16 protein-coding genes and 1 pseudogene are annotated in these 20,784 nt (G+C 52.7%); 12 read left to right on the top strand and 5 right to left on the bottom strand.

The window, feature by feature from the left end:
- Window position 1 precedes the first annotated feature (1 nt).
- Both PGR91_RS06625 and PGR91_RS06620 read left to right on the top strand, forming a co-directional pair.
- The gene (locus tag PGR91_RS06625; RefSeq protein WP_055204207.1) at window positions 2-1,405 is read left to right on the top strand and encodes a CCA tRNA nucleotidyltransferase; all 1,404 of its coding nucleotides are present in this window, start codon (window positions 2-4) and stop codon (window positions 1,403-1,405) included.
- 111 nt (window positions 1,406-1,516) lie between these two features.
- Window positions 1,517-2,818 carry an NAD(P)/FAD-dependent oxidoreductase gene (locus PGR91_RS06620; protein ID WP_118656616.1) on the top strand — a complete coding sequence of 434 codons (1,302 nt, stop codon included), beginning with the start codon at window positions 1,517-1,519 and terminating at the stop codon, window positions 2,816-2,818.
- A 71-nt stretch (window positions 2,819-2,889) separates the two neighbouring features.
- On the opposite strand, the gene PGR91_RS06615 is transcribed toward PGR91_RS06620, so the two are convergent.
- Window positions 2,890-4,911: an FAD-dependent oxidoreductase gene (locus PGR91_RS06615; RefSeq protein ID WP_118656614.1), complete on the bottom strand. Its 2,022-nt coding sequence runs from the start codon at window positions 4,909-4,911 to the stop codon at window positions 2,890-2,892.
- 174 nt (window positions 4,912-5,085) lie between these two features.
- Complete coding sequence (locus PGR91_RS06610) at window positions 5,086-5,820, bottom strand: YebC/PmpR family DNA-binding transcriptional regulator (RefSeq protein ID WP_055204200.1); 735 nt, start codon at window positions 5,818-5,820, stop codon at window positions 5,086-5,088.
- A 105-nt stretch (window positions 5,821-5,925) separates the two neighbouring features.
- On the opposite strand from PGR91_RS06610, the gene PGR91_RS06605 reads away from it, so the two are divergent.
- Entirely contained in the window at window positions 5,926-6,492 is a 567-nt protein-coding gene (locus PGR91_RS06605; protein ID WP_118656612.1) for an L-threonylcarbamoyladenylate synthase, read from the top strand.
- A gap of 5 nt (window positions 6,493-6,497) precedes the next feature.
- The gene (locus PGR91_RS06600; RefSeq protein WP_118656610.1) at window positions 6,498-6,911 is read left to right on the top strand and encodes an acyl-CoA thioesterase; all 414 of its coding nucleotides are present in this window, start codon (window positions 6,498-6,500) and stop codon (window positions 6,909-6,911) included.
- 126 nt (window positions 6,912-7,037) lie between these two features.
- On the opposite strand, the gene PGR91_RS06595 is transcribed toward PGR91_RS06600, so the two are convergent.
- Window positions 7,038-8,603: a hypothetical protein gene (locus PGR91_RS06595; protein ID WP_118656608.1), complete on the bottom strand. Its 1,566-nt coding sequence runs from the start codon at window positions 8,601-8,603 to the stop codon at window positions 7,038-7,040.
- A 203-nt stretch (window positions 8,604-8,806) separates the two neighbouring features.
- Between PGR91_RS06595 and PGR91_RS06590 the strand changes: the two are divergent.
- Window positions 8,807-9,035 (top strand): annotated as a pseudogene (locus tag PGR91_RS06590) (phage integrase SAM-like domain-containing protein); the annotation flags it as partial.
- Between the two features lie 130 nt (window positions 9,036-9,165).
- On the opposite strand, the gene PGR91_RS06585 reads toward PGR91_RS06590, so the two are convergent.
- On the bottom strand, window positions 9,166-10,017 hold the full coding sequence (locus tag PGR91_RS06585) for an AraC family transcriptional regulator (RefSeq protein ID WP_101570612.1): 852 nt from the start codon (window positions 10,015-10,017) through the stop codon (window positions 9,166-9,168).
- 206 nt (window positions 10,018-10,223) lie between these two features.
- Between PGR91_RS06585 and PGR91_RS06580 the strand changes: the two genes are divergently transcribed.
- Genes PGR91_RS06580 through PGR91_RS06570 form a run of 3 tightly spaced genes read left to right on the top strand, consistent with a single transcriptional unit; the run spans window position 10,224 to window position 15,714 of the window.
- Window positions 10,224-11,261, top strand: coding sequence for an efflux RND transporter periplasmic adaptor subunit (locus tag PGR91_RS06580; protein WP_180951498.1), 1,038 nt, complete (start codon window positions 10,224-10,226; stop codon window positions 11,259-11,261).
- Window positions 11,261-14,380, top strand: coding sequence for an efflux RND transporter permease subunit (locus tag PGR91_RS06575; RefSeq protein ID WP_118656606.1), 3,120 nt, complete (start codon window positions 11,261-11,263; stop codon window positions 14,378-14,380). The genes PGR91_RS06580 and PGR91_RS06575 overlap by 1 nt, the downstream gene beginning before the upstream one ends.
- Complete coding sequence (locus PGR91_RS06570) at window positions 14,377-15,714, top strand: TolC family protein (protein ID WP_118656604.1); 1,338 nt, start codon at window positions 14,377-14,379, stop codon at window positions 15,712-15,714. The genes PGR91_RS06575 and PGR91_RS06570 overlap by 4 nt, the downstream gene beginning before the upstream one ends.
- A 141-nt stretch (window positions 15,715-15,855) precedes the next feature.
- Here the strand turns inward: PGR91_RS06570 and PGR91_RS06565 are convergent, their stop codons facing one another.
- Entirely contained in the window at window positions 15,856-17,247 is a 1,392-nt protein-coding gene (locus PGR91_RS06565; RefSeq protein WP_055204192.1) for a decarboxylase, read from the bottom strand.
- Window positions 17,248-17,509: 262 nt separating this feature from the next.
- Between PGR91_RS06565 and PGR91_RS06560 the strand changes: the two genes are divergently transcribed.
- The 4 genes from PGR91_RS06560 to PGR91_RS06545 all read left to right on the top strand — a co-directional run bounded on the left by PGR91_RS06560 (window position 17,510) and on the right by PGR91_RS06545 (window position 20,750).
- On the top strand, window positions 17,510-18,427 hold the full coding sequence (locus PGR91_RS06560; RefSeq protein ID WP_118656602.1) for a hypothetical protein: 918 nt from the start codon (window positions 17,510-17,512) through the stop codon (window positions 18,425-18,427).
- 69 nt (window positions 18,428-18,496) lie between these two features.
- Window positions 18,497-19,717 carry a sigma-54 interaction domain-containing protein gene (locus tag PGR91_RS06555; protein WP_101570622.1) on the top strand — a complete coding sequence of 407 codons (1,221 nt, stop codon included), beginning with the start codon at window positions 18,497-18,499 and terminating at the stop codon, window positions 19,715-19,717.
- A 35-nt stretch (window positions 19,718-19,752) separates the two neighbouring features.
- A complete protein-coding gene (locus tag PGR91_RS06550; RefSeq protein WP_055204553.1) occupies window positions 19,753-20,265 on the top strand; it encodes an LptE family protein in 513 nt (170 codons plus the stop codon).
- Window positions 20,266-20,276: 11 nt separating this feature from the next.
- Window positions 20,277-20,750, top strand: a complete 474-nt coding sequence (locus tag PGR91_RS06545) for a hypothetical protein (RefSeq protein WP_147387397.1) — start codon at window positions 20,277-20,279, stop codon at window positions 20,748-20,750.
- Window positions 20,751-20,784 lie beyond the last annotated feature (34 nt).

Genomic DNA, 20,784 nt, shown 5'->3' with positions numbered 1-20,784 from the left:
GATGAACGACGCGCTGCGACATCCCCTTTTCAAACAAATCGGAGCGATCGCCGACGCCAAAGGCTTACAGGCCTTCGTGATCGGCGGCTATGTCCGCGACTACTTCTTGCGGCGTCCCTGCACCGATATCGACGTCGTGGTAACCGGCAGCGGAATCGACGTGGCCGAAACGCTGGGCCGACAGATCGGCAGCCGGGTATCGGTCTTTAAGAACTTCGGAACTGCGATGCTGCGCTGCGGGAAGTGGGAAGTGGAGTTCGTCGGGGCCCGCAAGGAGTCCTACCGTGCCGACTCGCGCAAACCGATCGTCGAAAACGGGACGATCGAAGACGACCAGCTACGGCGCGACTTTACGATCAATGCGATGGCTTTCTCGCTGAACGGCGATACGTTCGGGCAGTTGATCGACCCGTTCGACGGAACGGGCGACTTGGAGCGACTGCTGATCAGAACCCCGTGCGATCCGGACACGACGTTCTCGGACGATCCGTTGCGGATGATCCGGGCCGTACGTTTCGCCGCCCAACTGGGTTTCGACATCGAACCGGAAACTTTCGACGCGATCGAACGCAACCGCGAGCGGATTTCGATCGTCTCGAAAGAACGCATCGTAACCGAACTGAACAAGATCCTGCTGTCGCCGGTTCCGTCGATCGGATTCGACCTGTTCGACCGCTGCGGGTTACTGCCGCTGATCTTTCCGGAATTGTCGCGGCTCAAAGGCGTCGAACGGGTCGGGAAACACGCCCACAAAGACAACTTCGTGCATACGCTCAAAGTGCTCGACAACATAGCCCGTCATACCGACAAACTCTGGCTGCGTTGGGCGGCGCTGCTGCACGACATCGGCAAACCGAGAACCAAAGCCTACGACCCGAAAACGGGATGGACGTTCCACGGGCACGAAGTCGTCGGATCGAAAATGGTCGCGGCGATCTTCCGGGAGTTGAAACTGCCGATGAACGAGAAGATGAAGTATGTCCAGAAACTGGTTTTTTTGCACCTGCGGCCGATCATCCTCGCCGAAGACGTCGTAACCGACTCGGCCGTACGGCGGCTGCTGTTCGAAGCGGGCGACGACATCGACGACCTGATGACCCTCTGCGAAGCCGACATCACTTCGGCCAACGACGCCAAGGTCAAACGTTACTTACAAAATTTCGAGCTGGTACGAGTCAAACTGCGCGAAATCGAGGAGAAAGACCGGATCCGTAATTTCCAGCCGCCGATCTCGGGCGAGCTAATCATGCAGATTTACGGACTGAAACCCTGCCGGGCGGTCGGCGAGTTGAAGAGCGCCATCAAAGACGCCATTCTGGACGGCGTAATCGCCAACGACTACGACCAGGCTTACGCCTACATGGAACGGCAGGCCGCCGAACTCGGACTGAAAAAAATCGGGTAGGGCCGTCCCTTCCCGGTAAATTATTCATAAAACCGGCTCATTTTGCATTTTCGGTATTCTATTTGCCGGATAGGTCGTTACCGCCATTGTCAAACGCTAAACACCAAAACTATGTCATCGAACATTCCCGATACCGACAAAAAACGCATCGTCATCGTGGGCGGCGGATTCGCCGGCCTCGCATTGATCCGTACCCTGCGCCGCAGCGGTATGCAGGTCGTGCTGGTCGATAAACACAATTACCACATGTTCAAGCCGCTGCTGTACCAGGTGGCCAGTTCGGCGCTGAATGTCGGCGATATCGCATTCCCGTTCCGGAAAATGTTCCACGGATGGAACGACTTCTACTTCCGGATGGCCTATATCGAACGCGTCGACGCGACTGCAAAGCGATTGTACACCACGGTCGGAGACATCCGCTACGACTACCTGGTCATCTCCACGGGCTGCGTTCCGAACTTTTTCGGGATCGAAAATATCAAGCGCACCGCACTGGCGATGTCCAACATCACCGACGCGCTGAATATCCGCAACCGGGTACTCCGCAATTTCGAGATCGCCGTAACGGCCTCTTCCGACGCCGAACGCATCTCGCGGCTGAACGTGGTGATCGTGGGCGGAGGCGCTTCGGGGGTCGAAATCGCCGGAGCGCTATCCGAAATGAGACGTTACGTGATGCCGAGGGATTACCCGCGGCTGGACATGTCGCACATGAGCATCTACCTGATCGAAGGACTGGGACGCCTGCTCTCTTCCATGTCGGAACAGACCTCTGCTGAAGCGCTGAAAACCCTGGACAGCAAAGGCGTCAAAGTGATGCTGAACCGGAAAGTGACCGATTATGTCGACGGCTGCGCGATCTTCGACGACGGGGAGAGCATCCCGACCCAGAACTTGATCTGGACGAGCGGCATCCGGTGCAGCGCCGTTCCGGGCCTCGAACAGCAAACCAAAGAACGCGGCGGACGGATCGGCGTGGACGCTTTCAACCGGGTCAAAGAGTACGACGACGTTTTCGCCATCGGCGACATCGCCGCGATGCACGACGACGCGGAGTATCCGAACGGACACCCGCAACTGGCCCGCGTCGGAATTTCCCAGGGAAAACGTCTGGGGAAAAACCTGCTGGCCGGACTCAAAGGACGCCCGATGAAACCGTTCCGCTACTGCAATTACGGCGTCATGGCAACCGTCGGCCGCAACAGGGCTTTCGTCGAATGGAAAAAGATCCGTTTCGGCGGTTTTGCCGCATGGGTCGTCTGGTCGACGATCCACATCATGTTCCTGCTCGGCATCCAGGGCAAGCTGAAAGTATTCTGGGGCTGGGTATGGAATTATTTCGGACACGACCAGCCGATCCGGCTGATCATCGGCTCCTACGAACGCCAGAAAAAAGAGGACGGCCTGGCGTAAACTTACCGGCGAACAAAACCGCGGCGCATCTATTTTCAGATGCGCCGCGGTTTTTATTTGGAAGCAAGGGATCAGTTCTCCGACCGGGCCGGAATGAACAATACGGCATCCGCGACGACTATGCCGTCCGCCTCTTCGTTCGAAATCTCCACATACCCTTTCCGGCCTTCGGGCAGCCGATAGCGGCCGATACGCACCCATTCGCCGCCGGTCTGTCCTTCGACGACCACGTCCGACGACCGGATCCTCCGGTCGTACCGCCGCGCCCCGTCGAAAACCCGGATCAAAGTATGCGTAGTCGCTCCGCCCACTTTCGGGAAGTAGACATAAATGTCGTATTCGTTTCCGGCCGGAAGCCGCGGCACGTATCGCAACGATTTGGGAAATGTCCCCTTCGAATCGTCCGACAGGAAATCCGGCCCGTAGGCCGACCAGGCGTTTTTCTCCGTTTTCCAATCGCCGCTGACGACGACGTTTTCGGCATCGCTGTTATCGACGAACAGTTCGGGCTGGCTACCATCCGCCAGCGGATTGCCCGCAAATTCATCCATCACGGCCGCAACGTCGACACGCTGCACGCAGCCTCCGCACCGGTCGATCGCCTGACAGGCCGCTATGGCCGACGACTGCGCCAACACCATGAATACCGGCTCCATGCGGATCGAACCGTAAGCGATGTGCGATGCGGACAGGCATACCGGAACCAGTAGGTTCCGGGCTTCTTCGGCCCGCGGCGTAACGGCCCGGTACGAAACGGGGTAGGGGCCGAACCCTCCGATCTCGACATTACCCTCGTTCTTGACCATGCCGTTCACGACGTGGCGGTCGCAATTGTGCGAATCCATCGTATAGGCGGCCCAGCCGATGCCGTCGGTCACCGTCTCCTCGCCCAGGCAATGGTGCTGGGTCATCACGACGGGGCCGATCATACGCCGCGCTTCGCGTACGTACATCTGGTGCGTCCAGTGCCCGTTATCCGTATATTCGTCCTTCGGGTATCCCCACCGCAGCATCTCCCGGCGGATGGAGTCGGGGACGCGCGGATCGTGTCCGATAAAATAGAGAAGCCCTTTCGTGTAGTCCTCGTGGAATTTTCGAATCCGTTCGCGCTCCGGGTAATCCGCTTCCGGATAGTTCCAGTTTTCACCGATCACGTCGGTCGAAAAACCGCCGGAATTATTGATATCCGTCTTGCCGTTCGGCATTCTGCTCCAGATAAAAACATCGTAAGGCGTTTTCCACGGAAGCTTCTCCTTCAACCGTACCAGCAACTCGTACCGCTGCGGATCGTAGTTGTCCGGGCGGGTGATTTCAACCCGGTTCTCCGGACGATCGGTAAGCGCGATGCGGAAATTATAGGCCTGCACTTTTTTGTTCCCCGTCCCGTCGGGCAGGATCGGATCGGGATTGATGCCGTACAGCAATCCGCTGGCGCTATCCCCTCTGACGATATACGGGTCGATCCCGTCGGGAAACTGATGTCCGTTCATCCGCTGCGCCCCGTTGTAGGTTTCGCCGTACCGTTCATTACCTTCCCGACCGACGGTGTAGGAAACCCCGGCGCGCGCCATCAGATCCCCTTCGTAACTGCAATCGATAAATACCTTTGCGCGTACCGTTCTACGGGGCGACGACCGCGGCGAAACGGAGTTTTCGAGCGTGATATTCCGGATCACTCCGCCCCGGTTGGCCGCCCGGACGATCCGGCTGTCGTACCACACCTCCACCTCCGCCCGGCGGATGTACTCGTTGAAAACGGCTTCCGCTTCTTTCGGTTCGAAAATCCATTGTTCGAGCTTGCCGTAATGCCGGCCCAGCCGACGGTAGAAATCGAGCGCCAGGCCCCGGATGACGTATTTGTTCCCGATATCGGTATATCCCAGCCCTCCGGAACTCATTCCGCCCAGATGGCGCCCCGGCTCGATCAGCAGAACGCTCTTCCCGGCCTGCCGGGCCGTATAGGCGGCTATGACGCCGGCCGAGGTTCCGCCGTAAACGCAAATATCCACCTTTTTCACATTCTCTCCCTGTAAAGGGCTGCAAGCGCATGCCGTCACCGAAAGCATCGCCAGACAAGAAATTATTTTCGACATCCTCATCGTATGATCCGTTAATACCGAAGTACCGCTTCTTCCAAAAAATCCGTAAAAGCGAAAATCCTCCGGTTGCCGCAAGTTGGTCATAAAAACTGAAAATCACAACAAAAAACGGTCGCGGATCGAAATCCGCAACCGTTTTTCGTCGTCTCTTTCGCCAAAACCGGAAAGCTACTCCTCCTCGCCGCCTTCGGCCTCTTTCATATTGTGGTAAACGTTTGCCACATCTTCGTCCTCTTCCAGTTTCTCGATCAGTTTCTCGACCGTAGCGCGCTGCTCCTCGGTCACCTCCTTCGTGTCGGTCGGGATTCGCTCGAACTCCCCGCTGATAATCTCGTAACCGTTATCCTCCAGGTACTTCTGAATGGCTCCGTACGATTCGAACGCCCCGTAGATCACCACTTCCTCACCATCGACGAACACCTCGTCCACGCCGCAATCGATCAGTTCGAGTTCCAGCTCTTCGATATCCATCCCTTCTTTCACCGGAGTTTTGAAAACGCACTTGTGATCGAACATAAACGACACCGATCCCGAAGTCCCGAGCGAACCGCCGAGCTTGTTGAAATAGCTGCGAACGTTAGCTACGGTACGCGTCGTATTGTCGGTCGCCGTCTCGACAATCATCGCGATCCCGAACGGAGCGTATCCTTCGTACACCATCTCTTTGTAGTCGCCCATCTCTTTCGACGTGGCCCGTTTGATCGCGCGTTCGACGTTCTCTTTCGGCATATTGGCGGCTTTTGCATTCTGAATCAGCACTCTGAGGTGGGTATTACCCGCCGGATCAGGCCCTCCGGCCTTCACGGCAATCGCGATTTCCTTTCCCAGTTTGGTAAAAGTACGGGCCATGTTGCCCCATCTTTTCAGTTTGCGTGCTTTTCGATACTCAAATGCTCTTCCCATAATATGTTTTGTTCGTTTTCATTTTTTAGAGGTACAAAGCTATACTCTTTTTTAAAAATAGACAAAAAAAAGCGTACTTTTGTGCGATTCCAAATTATGTAAAACATGGCTGAAGATTCGATTTATCAGGCGCTGGAAGTCCTCCGAAGGGGGGGGGTCATCCTCTATCCGACCGATACGGTCTGGGGGATCGGATGCGACGCGACCAACGAACAGGCAGTCGCGCGCATCTACGACCTCAAACAGAGCGTCAACAAAAAGAGTATGCTCGTACTGCTCGACCAGATCGACAAAGTATCGCTATACATCCAAAAAGTGCCCGAAGTGGCGTGGCAGTTGTACGAAGTAGCCGACAAACCGCTGACGCTGATCCTGCCCGGAGCCTGCGCCGTCGCCCCGAATCTGATTCCGGACGAAGGGACGCTGGGAATCCGTATTCCGGATCACGAATTTTGCAACAAACTGATTCATAAACTGAATCGACCGCTCGTTTCCACTTCGGCCAATATTTCGGGCAAACCGTCCCCAATGTCGTTCAGCGAAATCGCAAAGGAGATCGTCGACGGCGTCGATCTGGTGATCGACCGCGCGTGGGAAGGTCGTCCCACCGGAAAAGCATCGTCGATCGTCAAGGTCGGCGCGAACGGAGAAATTGAAATCATCAGACCATAAAGCCTATGATAGAGACACAAATACAAATGCGCTTCGCCGACATCGACGTACTGGGGCACGTCAACAACGTCAATCAACAGCACTATTTCGACCTCGGGAAGTGCGACTTTTACAAGCAGGTGCTCGGCCTGACTCCGTACTGGAAAACGGCCGGACTGATCATCGTTGCAAGCCAGACGAACTACCTCGTCCAGACCCGCCGCGACGAGCCGATCGCCGTACGCACCCGAATCATCCGGGTGGGTAACAAAAGCTTCACGCTGCACCACCAGCTCATCAACTCCGAGACTGAACAGATCAAGACCGAATGCACGGCCGTCATGGTGGCTTACAATTTCGACGAGCAGCACTCTTTCGAAATGCCGGACGAATGGAAAGCCAAGCTGACTGCCGAAATGGAAAAAGACGCGGACCGATAACTCCGTTCCGTAGACGGAAACCGGTCGTCCCGCCGGGCGCGCCGCAATACCGACGATCCCCGGGAAACAGGATTCCGTTTCCCGGGGATCGTATTTACGAATCTCGCCCGCGCATATTCCGCCGGATCAGAATGCTTCCGATGCGGTAAACAGGAAAGCCGTACACCTTTTTTTGTCCCAGTGGAAATTCGGATTGCCGTGCGCGCCCCAACCGTAATCCAACCGGATGTTCATCCGCTTTTTAAATTCGAAACGGTAACCGACGCCGAAACTGCAAAGCGTATGATTCCAGGCAAAAGAATCGACGCCCCAAACGTTACCCGCACCGATCCACGCGGCCACCCCGTGGCGACGGTAAACCCGCTGGCGCAATTCGACCTGCGTCATCACGCAGTTCCGGTCGCGGTAGCGCCCTTCGTAATAACCGCGCATGCGCTCCATGCCGCCCAGCGACGAATACATGTGCCAGGACGGCACTCCCATCGTAAAATTCCCGTAAAGGTCGTAAGCCAACACGCACCCTTTCCACGTTTTCTGATACCAGTCGAAGGTAACCTGTATCTTCCCGAACGTATGCAGCGAATTGCCGAGCCATCTCGGGAAATATTTGATATCCAGATTAAAGAAAATACCTTTGTACGGACTGGTCAGCACATCGCGCGAATCGTATTGCAAGAAGGCCCCCAAACCGACATTCATCGCATTGGGATTTTCGCCGGTCGATCCGACATAGTTGTCGAACGGATCGGCTTTCGCGGGATCGTAATAACCGTTGCGCCACGCATCGTACAACCGTTTCCCGTCTCCGTAGGAATAACCGTTGAAAACCGCTTTTTCCTGCGCGTCGAGACGGTCGTAAGCCTCCTGCGCCCCGCCGATCGTACCGCCCGACTCCTGGAGCACCTTATCCACCACCGATTCGTAATAGAGGAACGACCGTTCGGTAGCGGAGGACTTTTTCGATTTGGCTCCCGTATAGTCCAGACTGAAAGTCATCCCGGCGTAAGCCTTCGGCGCGATCCGAACGCCGCCGCTCGCACGGACTTTATACATCGTCGTGGTCAGCTCCTGCACGTATCCCGCTTTTCCGGCGTCGTAACCCACGCCGTAAAAAGCGCCGGGAAAATAGACCATCGCCCCGGAATAAGAGACACGATAACGATTCTGCTTGAAAATATTGGTGCCGCTGACACGCAGCAAGGCGAACTTCTGGGTCGTTACGTTTCCGTAAACGGCAAAATTGGAAGGCATCGTCGTCGAATCCGTTCGATCCAGCCGATACAGGCCGGCTATCAGGAATCCGATACCGAAACCCACGTCCGACGAATAATTCGGACCGGGCGCTATGCTCCAGTCGAGTTTCTTTTCGAAGGTGCGGTCCACGTTTGACCGGCCGTAATAATCGATGATGCGGGCGATGAAATTCTTTTTGTGACGGGAGACGGTATCCTGAAACGCATCGATATCGGACGCCGACTCTTGCTGGAACGATCCGGTTAGTTGCTTGACGGACGGGAAAGACGCCGAAGTTTTCTGCGGATCGGCCATACCGGCGACTCCTCCTTTTTCATCCCTTCGCAATTTCAGAGAATCGTTCGTTGCGGTTTGCCGCGAAGAAAGTTCCTGCGCCTGCAAGACAGCGGCGGTTCCCAGCAATAAAAAAACGACCAGAACTTTTCGGAAAATCTGCATACAAACGGGTTAGTGATTTAGGACAAAGGTACGGAAAAAAACGAGATAGTAGGCTGAAAGAGGCAAGAAGGTTGTAAACAAAGGGTTTAGAGAAAACACAGACTGCGAGGACAAAGAAGCCAAGCGAAACCTTTGAAAAGCCAAGTGAGACCGGAGTTGCATTACTATCCCGCTACTTCGGTTCGGATAAAGGATTTTCGACGTTAGGTATGAACCATGAAACCTTGTTAGCGATATTCCGTCAGCACAACGAGGATTACCAGAAGCAGGCGGGCAAGCTCAAAAGTCTGCACAGTTATTGGAAATACTGCACCGTGTATAAACACCTCGCGGAGTTCCATCGAAGAACGCTATAAAGTCAGCGCCATTGCCTTGGAAGAGCTTGCTCCCGCATTCATCACCGACTTCGAGCTGTTCCTCAAAACCGAAAGGACAGGCTTCTGAACTGAACCGAACAAAGAAACGGGCAGGCGTCGAAACCTGCCCGTTGTCATTCTCATTCGCTGAATACTCTTGCCGGCAAATTCTTGTTTCTTGTACCTATCGGTTTATATTTGGACATCTACAAATCCATACTACAATTCCTCTTAAATGTAGCGTTTTTATATTCAGACGGAGAACAGCCTGCATACAACTTAAAATAGCGCCCGAAAAAAGACTGGTCGGTAAAATGTAATTTGCATGATGTTTCCTTGATGCTTATCTTAGGATTGGACAATAAACGTTTGGCTTCTATGATGACGAACGTCGTAATCCATTGAGATGGTGTCTTGCCCGATACCTTATGAATTAATGTCGTGAAATAGCGGGGCGTAAGGCCTTGTTGCTTTGCATAAAACTGTACATTTCTGTGAATATGGAAATTCTGATACAGTGAAACGAGAAAGTTCTGGAAAGTCTTGTCCTTGCGAGTCTGCTTCATAGACTGCATCGATTTGTTGGTTATATAGGCATCTATCACTTCGTAACAAAAGGCTTGAACAAGCGATAACACGATTTGTGTCCCCAATTGGGTCTGGATATTTTTCCTTTTACGGACAAACCAAATGATTTCCTCTATACGTTGCAATTGTTCAACCGTCAAAGAAACAAGAGGATGGAAACGTATATAAATATGACTTTGAGTGTCGGATATGGAATCGAGCGAGGAAAATATGAAATTGAAATCCGCCGTTCCCGCCACTCCCTGTAGGTCATCGCTGACACTATGGATTTGCGTCAGCGAGAATGCCGGATATATGTACAAATCGCCTTTTTCCACATTGTATAGCCGTTCGTCCATTATAAGAGAAATTTTTCCTCTTTTACAAAGCAGAAATCCATTTTGATTAAGATAGCTGAAAGGATTTCTTTGCTTTATATTCTTGCTGTCTATATCGAACAACTCGATATTGGAATCTTCAATTGTACTCATTTATTTTGTATATCTAAACCTCGGCAAAGATAAAAAAACAAACAAAACAAACTCATATTTCGCTATGAATCTTCCGTAAATCGAACATATCATACAATTTTCGCTCAATTTTGCTCTTGCGTGCCATTTTTGATTTGCATAATTTTATAGCCGCAATTAAGGACAATTCATATATGAGAAAAAATTATGTTATAACATGTCTGTTCATGGGACTGTTATTGCTGAACAGCTCGTGCCACAGTAAGCAGACGGAGGAAACGGACACGGCAAATGTCCGGCTCTTCATGGTTGAAAACGCCGGTGCTACATCGGTTCAAGAATTTCCCGGACGTGTGAAGGCTGCGGAAGAAGTGAACATGGCTTTCAAGATCAGTGGAACATTGATGAACGTCTATGTCGAGGAAGGCAGCAGGGTAAGCAAAGGTCAGCTTGTAGCGGAAATAGACCCGCGTGATTATCAAGTGCAACTGGACGCTATCAAGGCGGAGTATATGAACGTAAAATCGGAAGCCGAACGTGTAATAGCACTCTATGCGGACAGCGTAAGCACAGCCGATGCATATGACAAGGCACGATTTGGCTTACAGCAGATTGCCGCAAAATATGAAAATGCCCAAAACCAATTAGCTGACACAAAAATATATGCTCCTTTCAATGGGTATGTTCAGAAACGCTTGTTTGATCCGCCAACGGTCGTGGCAGCAGGTATGCCTATTGTCACGATTGTATCAGGGGGTAAGCAAGAAATAGAAATCAATATCCCGGCGTCTACTTATATTCATCGCAACAAGATGGAATCGTTCTATGCTTCATTTGATTTCATGCCGAACCAGAAAGTCCCGCTCCGCTTGATTAGCATAGCACCGAAAGCCAATGCCAATCAATTGTACACAGTACGTCTTTCCATTCCGCAGGACATGTCGCCCCAGCCTTCGCCCGGAATGAATACGATGGTAGATATGGTGATAAGCGATACCGCGAGCGGGAAGACGGAAATACCGTCTTCCGCATTATTCAAGAAAGACGGGAAAAGTTGCGTCTGGGTTTATAATAAGAAGGACGGAGTGATAAGATTACGTGCCGTATCCGTCAAGCAACTCCATACCAATGGCAAGGCAATCATTGCGCAAGGGCTTTCTGATGGGGAACTTGTCGTGACTGCTGGAGTACATAAACTGACGGACAGCCAAAAGGTAAAGCCTATGGCTGATGAATCTGAAACGAATGTAGGAGGCTTATTGTGATGGATGTAGGAAAATGGGCTTTCGACAACAAGAAACTGGTTTATTTTCTTATTGTCGTCTTGCTGGTCGGCGGGCTCTATTCCGCATACGACATGAGCAAGCTGGAAGATCCGGAAATCAAGGTGAAAATGGCGATGGTCGTGGCGACCCGGCCCGGAGCTTCCGCACACGAGATGGAAATGGAAGTCACCGAACCGTTGGAAAAAAACATACGCACCATCGGTGAAGTGAACAACGTATGCAGTTGGTCGTATAATGATTTAACCATCCTCCAGGTCGAAATGAAGACCACGGTTCCGGAAAACGAAATCGAGCAGTGCTGGGACATGTTGCGGCGCAAAGTTTCCGATGCCGGAGCCGGACTTCCGGAAGGCACGTCGGTCAAGGTGCAAGACGATTTCGGATTGGTATACGGCATGTTCTACGCCCTGACCGGTGACGGAACGGACGAGCGCAAACTATCCGACTATGCCCGATTGATCCAGCGGGAGTTGACAAACATTGAAGACGTGGGACGTGTCACTATATACGGAGAACGAGAGGAGTGCATCAACATTGAGATGCTGCCTGAACGTATGGCGACATTGGGCGTTTCGCCTGCGGAGGTACTCACCACGCTGCAAGGGCAGAATGGCATCTATTATACCGGATATTACGACAACGGGCCAAAACGCGTGCGCGTGACTGTCAATGACAAATTCCGCAAGGTAGAGCAAATTCGCAATATGATTATACAGGGCCATGAGGATGACCAACTCCGCTTGGGAGATATTGCCAAAGTAGGTAATGACTATGTCACTCCGGTACGCAACTCGATGGCTTATAACGGCGAGCCGTCTTTGGGCATTGCCGTTGCCGCCGCTTCGGGTACGGACATCGTGAAAGTAGGCAAACAAGTTGAACGGCGGCTTGAGGAATTGAAAGCGGAGCATTTCCCGGCAGGAGTAGAATACCATCGCGTGTTCTACCAGCCGGAACGAGTGACAGATGCCCTTGCCACTTTCTTCATCAACCTGATAGAATCGGTCGTTATCGTCGTGGCGATATTGATGCTCGTCATGGGCTTCAAAAGCGGTGTTATCATAGGCACGAGCCTTATTGTCACGGTTATCGGCTCATTCTTGTTATTGGGCATGATGGACGGTTCCATGCAACGGGTATCGCTGGCTGCTTTTATTCTCGCAATGGGAATGCTGGTAGACAATGCCATCGTGATAATTGACGGCATCCTGATAGACCTGAAACGGGGCAAGCCGCGCATGGAAGCGATGACTTCCATAGGTAAAAGGACGGCCATGCCGCTTCTGGGGGCAACTTTGATTGCCATCCTTGCCTTCCTGCCCGTCTTCCTTTCTCCCGATACGGCGGGCGTATACGTGAGAGACCTGTTCATCGTCCTTGCCGTGTCGTTGTTGTTGAGTTGGATACTGGCACTCGTGCATGTGCCTTTGATGGCAAACGGTTGGCTGAAAGCCGACGCGCCCGGCAAAAAAGAGGAATCGTTATACAACGGTCGGGTATATGGCTGGCTGCGTGCAGCCTTGAATTTCGGGCTGCGTCATCGCGTATCCTCTGTGCTCATCGCGGTCGCGCTCGTCCTGTTAAGCGCATACGGCTATCGGTTCATGCGCCACGGCTTTTTCCCAGACATGGTGTACGACCAGCTCTATATGGAATACAAACTGCCGGAAGGTACGAACTCCACACAGGTGGCGAGCGATTTGGAAGAAATCAGGGTTTATTTGAAAAGCCGCCCGGAGATACGCAACGTAACGACCGCCATCGGCGGTACGCCCGCCCGTTACAATCTGGTACGCAGCATCGCCACGCCCTCATTGTCGTACGGCGAACTGATTATCGACTTCGAGTCCCCCGACGCGCTGGTGGAAAACATGGATGAAATTCAACGGGAACTTCTGAAGCGGTATCCCGATGCCTACGTCAAGTTGAAACAGTACAACATCATGTACAAGAAGTATCCCATCGAGGCCCTGTTCACAGGACCCGACCCTGCCGTACTCCATGCGTTAGCGGATTCCGCACGCATGATTATGGAACAGACCCCCGAAGTCTGCTTGGTCACGACAGACTGGGAACCGTCCATGCCGTTATTGACGATAGACTACGACCAATCGTCCGCACGCCGCTCCGGGTTGAGCAGGCAAGATATTTCCACTTCCGTACTGACAGCAGCCGGAGGCATACCCGTTGGCAATTTCTATGACGGCATACACAAGAACACGATTTATCTGAAATGTACAGGAGAGGACGGAGAGAAAATGGACAATCTGGAGAATGTTCCTTTGTTCTCAATGATGCCCAATATAAGCAGCGTGTTGGATGAAGAAGCTTTGCTGAAAATAAAATCAGGAACGGCAGACCGCAGTGACCTCATCGAATCGGTCATGCAGACGACACCGTTGAAGCAAATCGGCAAGGGGATTAGCATGGAATGGGAAGACCCCATCGTTCCGCGTTACAATGGACAGCGTGCCCAGACAGTCATGTGTTCGCCTTCGCCTGGCATTGAAACAGAAAAGGCACGCGCAACCATTGCCGAAAGGATCGAACAGATAAAACTTCCCGAAGGATACCAACTACAATGGAAAGGCGAAAAAGATGCCAGTACGCAAACCATGCACTACTTGTTCAAAAACGTGCCGTTGGGTATCGTCCTGATGATTGCCATCCTTATCATGCTGTTCAAGGATTACCGCAAGCCTGCAATCATACTTTGCTGCGTTCCATTGCTTGCCATCGGTATCGTCGGAGCCATGCTTCTAAGCGGACAGTCATTCACGTTCTGCGCCATTGTCGGGGCATTGGGACTGGTCGGCATGATGATGAAAAATTGCATCGTGCTGATGGATGAAATCGGGGAACAGATAAGTGCCGGCATCGCGCCGGCCGAAGCTCTTGTATCCAGTTCGGAAAGCCGTTTGCGTCCTGTGATGATGGCTTCGCTTACTACCATTCTCGGCATGATACCGCTGTTGAGCGACGCTATGTTCGGCTCTATGGCTGCTACCATCATGGGCGGCTTGCTCTTCTCCACACTGGCTACGCTGTTCTTTGTGCCTATCCTTTACGCCATGTTCTTCAAAATCAAGATAAAATGAAACGATTATTTATATACATATTCGCCGTATTACCGTTTGCATGCTATTCGCAAACGGTTCTGACACTGGATGAATGCATCCGGTTGGCAAAAGAAAACAATAAAAGGATGGAAGTCTCCGAGCAGCAATTACAGGCTTCCCTGTTTGAAAAGCGCAGTACCAAGGCTCTGTTTCTCCCGTCATTATCATTGACAGGAAACGCTCTTTATTCTACTGCCGACGGTTCCTATTCAAGCGGTATGGGACAACTGCCTGTATTAGGTGCGGATGGAATCCCTACAGGACAGTCTGCCTTGTTTCCGGGCATCGACCTTGCATACGACCTCGGCTGGATATACAGCGGAGGTGTCAAAGTGGAACAGCCCGTTTACATGGGCGGGAAAATACGGACAAGCTACCGCATGGCAAAGATCGGCGATGAAATAGCCCGGCAGAACAAAAGACTGACGGAATCGGAAGTGGTCGTGGAAACGTCACGTGCATACGCCGGAGTGGTGCGCGCCAAAGAACTGGTGCTGGTTGCGGAGTCCTATAATGAGCTATTGACGGAACTGATGCGTACCGTGGAAAGTGCCCGCAAGCATGGTATGAAATCGCAGAACGACGTGCTGAAAGTGAAGGTAAAGTTGAATGAAAGCGAACTGGACTTGCGCCGTGCGGAAAACGGGCATCGACTTGCCATGATGAATCTGTGCCACTACATAGGTCGCCCATTGACGGACAAGATAGAAACAGATAGCTCTTTACCTGAAACGAATGCCGGTTATATGCAGGACGACGGCATATCCAACCGTCCCGAATACTTGATGCTTGAACAGCAAAACGAATTGGCTAAACAGAAAATCGCCGTAGCAAGAAGCGAGCATCTGCCACAAGTGGGATTGGTCGGTCAATACGGCTACTTGAACGGCATTGAGCTAAATGGGAGAAAACTGCTCGACAGTTGGAACTTTCTTGTCGGCGTGCAAGTCTCCATACCTATTTTCGATTTCGGACACCGCACCAACAAGATCAAATCAGCCAAGGCGCAATACACACAGGTTCAAGCCGAACGCGAAGATACTAACGAACGGCTTACGCTTGAGATGACCCAGTCGTTCAACAACCTTGACGAAGCATTCCTTGAAAAGAGGTTAGCGGAATCGTCCGTTGTCTCAGCGGAGGAGAACCTGCGTGCGAGCCGACTGCAATATGAGAAAGGCGTGGAAACGCTGTCCGACTATCTTGAAGCGCAGACCTTGTGGCAACAAGCCATGCAGACACAGGTGGAAGCACGGATAAACTGCTATCTGAGATGGCTGGAGTATCAGAAAGCGGTTGGAAAAATTAACTAACGATCGGCATCGAGGTATATTTCTGCGTCCTTTCAAAAATGATTCATATCGTTTTATCTCGATGATGACCCGCAGAAGCGCCTCTCCGGGACAAAGAGGCGCACCGGACTCCTGCTTTTGACCCCGTATGCGCCAGGACGGCTAATACCCTAATATCCGCATCATCGAACGGTAACTCTGCTCCTTGGCGAACAGGCGGGTGTAATACTCGTTATCGCCCTTTTCGCGGTCGATGATAATGTGCTTCGGAGCCGGAATCAGGCAATGCTGGATTCCGCCGAACCCGCCCAGCGACTCCTGGTAAGCTCCGGTATGGAAAAACCCGATGTATTGCGGTCCGCCGTTCAGCTTCGGCAGAAAGATCGCGTTGGAATGCGACTCTCCGTTGTAATAATCCTCGCTGTCGCAAGTCAGGCCGCCGAGAAACACCCGCTGGTACTCCTTGTCCCAATTATTGATAGCCAACAGAATGTACCGCTGGTTGATCCCCCAGATATCCGGTAGCGTGGTCATAAAGGAACTATCGATCATATACCAGCTCTCCCGGTCGTTCTGCTGCTTCTGGTTGATGATCGAAAAGAGGGTCGCGCCGCTTTCGCCCACCGTGAACGACCCGAATTCGGTAAACAAGTTCGGCTCCTCGACCTCGGCCAGGTTGCATATATTCTTGATCTGAGCGACGATTTCCTCGGTCATGTACTCGTAATCATAATTGAAGCCCAGCGAATTTTTGATCGGGAACCCCCCTCCGATGTTCAGCGAATCGAGTTCGGGGCAGATTTTTTTCAGCTCGCAGTAAACGCTCAGACATTTGCTCAGTTCGTTCCAGTAGTAAGCCGTATCTTTGATCCCGGTATTGATAAAGAAGTGAAGCATTTTCAGCTTGAACTTCTTATTGCTGCGGATCTTGGTCTTATAATACTCCACGATGTCGTTGTAACGAATACCGAGACGCGAAGTATAAAAATCAAATTTCGGCTCCTCTTCCGACGCGATCCGGATACCGATCTTGCATTCGGTGTGAATAGCGGCGTCCAGCAGATCGAGCTCCTCTTTGTTATCGACGATCGGAATCGTATTTTCGAAACCGTTATTGACCAGCGCCGCAATATTCTCGACATACTGCGGACGCTTGAAACCGTTGCAGATGATAAAGATATTCTTGTCGATAATCCCGCCGTCGTACAGCGCGTCGATGATATGAATGTCATAAGCCGACGAGGTTTCGAGGTTAATGTCGTTCTTCAGCGCCTCTTCCAGCACGAATGAGAAGTGGGAACTTTTCGTGCAATAGCAATAGTTGTAATTCCCCCGGTAATCCACTTTGGCCATCGCCACATTGAACAATCGCTTGGCCCGTTGTATCTGCGACGTGATCTTGGGCAGATAGGTCACCTTCAGCGGCGTCCCGTACTGTTTGATCACATCCATCAGCGGCACTTCGTGAAAATTCAGCTCGTTGTCGACCACGGAAAACTCATCCTGAGGAAATTCGAACGTCTGCTCGATCAGATCGATATACTTATTCTTCATCTTCAAACAACCTGTTTAAGACCAATCCGCCCCCGCTACTTCATCCGATAAACTGCGAAGTAACGAAGCTACATTTAACTTATAGGACGCAAAGAAGACAATTCTTTTCAACAAAAACAACAACTCGGCCGAATTTATTTTGATTTTCGCTTTTATTTTTTTCCGACGAATACCCATCCCGAACGAACGAAAATACGTCCGGGAGTTGTTTCTATTCCGAAAAAGCCCTATTTTTGGAAATCAAATCTAACGACTGCGAGCCATGGTCAACAAAATTATAGCGGACTACCTGAAAACCAACAAGAGACTGATCGTTCCTCAGTTCGGCGCGTTCCTCCACAAGGACGACGGAACCGTTGCATTCGTTCCGTTCCTGAAAAAAGACGACGGGGTGCTGATCCAACTGATCGGTTCGGCATACGGCCTGAATCCGGGCGACGCACAGGCTGCGATCGAGGAATTTACCGCCGAAATCAAAAAGAACATCGCCGCGCGCGGCGCTTATATTATAGAAGGTATCGGAACCCTGAAAATCGATTCGAACAGCATCTATTACCTGGATTCCGGACAAAAGGCAGCGCAGGCCATCCCTGCGCCCCCTCCGGTTGCCGCCGCACCCGTATCCTCGCCTCCGGCAGCAGCACGGCAACAGCGCCCGGCGCCTACGACCATCCCTCCGGTCGAAAAACCGCAACCGGCCGTCCCGCAGAAGCCGGCGACAGAGCAACGGACGGCTGCCGCGCCGCAACCTCAATCCGGCATCCCGCCCAGACGGTCCGTGCCGCAGCCGACGCAACAACGTCCCGTACAACAACAGACGCCGCCGCATCCGGGCAATCCGGTTCGGCAGACGCCGCCGGCGCAGCAAGTTCCCAACCGCGCTCCGCAACAGCCCTATCAACCGCCGATGCCGAACGCAGGCAACCGGCCTCCGATGAACCAGAGGCCGCAACAGCCCGGTTATCCGCGCAGGCCGCAGCAGCCCGGACGGCCGGTTCAAAAGAGATCGAAAGCGGACGGTTTTATCGTCATCGCGATCATCACCGCCATCATCGCGCTCGCCGTGATGATCTTCGGTTTTCTGGTAAGTCGCGAAGGCCCCGACATCCAGTCGATCATCCTGCCTGCACAGACCGATACCGCGACCGTACAAAGCGCGCCCGCTCCGGACAACGATTAGTCCGTACGAAAAACACCTGCGCCGGCACTCCTTTCCGGACTCCGGCACAGGCTACTTACTTAAACGAAAATGGAGTTAACGACCATAAAACAACGCTTCGGGATCATCGGTAACGACGAAAGTCTGAACTGCGCCCTCGAAATAGCCCTGCGGGTCGCTTCGACCGATCTTTCGGTACTGGTGACCGGCGAAAGCGGGGTAGGCAAGGAGTTCTTTCCGCAGATCATTCATGCGAACAGCGCCCGCAAACACGGAAACTACATTGCCGTGAACTGCGGAGCCATTCCGGAAGGCACGATCGATTCGGAACTTTTCGGCCACGAAAAGGGAGCCTTCACCGGAGCTACCGAAAGCAGGAAAGGCTACTTCGAGGAAGCCGACGGAGGAACCATTTTCCTGGACGAAGTGGCGGAACTGCCGCATACGACCCAGGTGCGCCTGCTCCGGGTACTGCAAACCGGCGAATTTATGCGGGTGGGAGCGTCGAAGTCCGCCAAAACCAATGTGCGGGTAGTCGCCGCGACCAACATCAACCTGCGCGAAGCGGTCTCCAACGGACGCTTTCGGGAAGACCTGTACTACCGGCTGAACACGGTGCCCATCACCATCCCGCCGCTCAGGGAGCGCAAAGGAGACATCACGCTACTATTCAGGAAGTTCGCCACGGATATTGCCACGCAATACCGGATGCCCGTCATCACCCTCGACGACGAGGCGCGGCACCTGCTCGAGAACTACCGCTGGCCCGGCAACATCCGGCAACTGAAAAACGTGGCGGAACAGATCTCCGCCGTCGAGGAAACCCGTCTGATTACCGGCGAGATCATCAAAAAATACCTGCCGGATTCCGCGCCGAACACCATTCCGATGGTCATGAGCGGCAGCGCCCCGGCCAGCGAGGTGAATACCGAAAGAGAACTACTGTACAAAATTCTGTTCGATCTGCGCAGCGACATGAGCGAAATGAAACGAATGGTCGCCGAACTACTGGCCGAGAAATCGTACGACGCTCCCAAAAGCGATATCGCCGGGTTGCTGCCTCGCGGCAGCTACCCGATCGCACCGGCCGTTAAATCTCCGGCTGCCGAGGCGCTTTACACCGACACCGAAGAGGTCGTGGACGACGGCCCGAAGGAAGAGATGACCAAAGAAAAAGCGCAGAAAGAGGCAATAATCCGGGCTTTGAAACGTCATAATGGGAAACGCAGAGACGCGGCCCGCGAACTCTTCATCTCGGAACGCACGCTGTACCGGAAAATCAAAGAATTAGGAATCGACGAAATCCCGTAATCCCGGAAATGGCCGGCAGGGAAATGGAAAACGCCATGAAAAACAGACTGAAATACATCATCCTGCTCGTATGCCCGCTACTGTTGGGTACGTGCAGCGTGAGTTACTCCTTTTCGGGGGCTTCGCTGTCGCCCGAAATGAAAACGATCAGCATCGCCCGCTTCCCGAACAATGCGCTGTTGGTTGCCCCGATCCTCAGCTCGACGCTAACGGATGCGCTGCAGGAACGTTTCGCGCGCCAGACGAAACTGATCCAGGTGCCCGAAAACGGCGACCTGAATTTCGAAGGCGAAATCACGAATTACGCGTCGACGCCGGCGGCCATTTCCGGGGATGAGTACGCAGTACTCAATAACCTGACGATCACCGTACGGGTACGGTTCACCAACGCTGTCGACCCGTCCCTGAACTTCGACAAAACTTTTTCGGCTTTCTCCACCTACGAGAGCAGCAAACTGTTGCAGGAAGTCGAACCTACGCTGATTCCGGAAATCGTGGATCAGTTGGTAGAAGATATTTTCAACGCTGCCGTATCGAATTGGCAGTAATCCGCCTGCAGATGAACGACGAAACGGCATCCCGAACCGCTCCGCTCCTTTGCGATCCGCCCGAAGAGGCGGCCAGCCGCTACCCGTGGTTCGTCGCCGCGCAACTACTTCTATGGCAACGGGGAGGAACGATCACGCCTGCTCTCCGGTTGCGACAACAGTTCCGGCCGTTGCCGGATTTTTTACTGAAAAAAAACGAAGCGGCAGCTACGCGGGACCCGTTCGAAGTCATCGAAAAATTCCTGCAGGAAACCCCTTCCCGCCGTTCCCCGGCGACGGGAACGCTCCCCGGGGAGGATCTGTCCCGGGAATCCGTCACCGAAGACCCCGACCTGATTTCCGAAGAACTGGCCGAAATCTATGCAAAACAGGGATTTTATTCCAAAGCCAGCGAAATTTATACCAGATTAAGTTTGCTATATCCGGAAAAAAGTGTTTATTTTGCCGAGATTCTTACCGGGCTCGGCGACAGCGAATCCGATTAACTGACCAATTATAAACGTTTAAACCCATATTAGT

The sequence above is a fragment of the Candidatus Alistipes pullistercoris genome (genome assembly GCF_027665465.1).
Lineage (GTDB): Bacteria > Bacteroidota > Bacteroidia > Bacteroidales > Rikenellaceae > Alistipes_A > Alistipes_A hominis.
The sequence above is the reverse complement of the archived record's forward strand: the minus strand, read 5'-3'. Positions and strand labels throughout refer to the sequence as shown.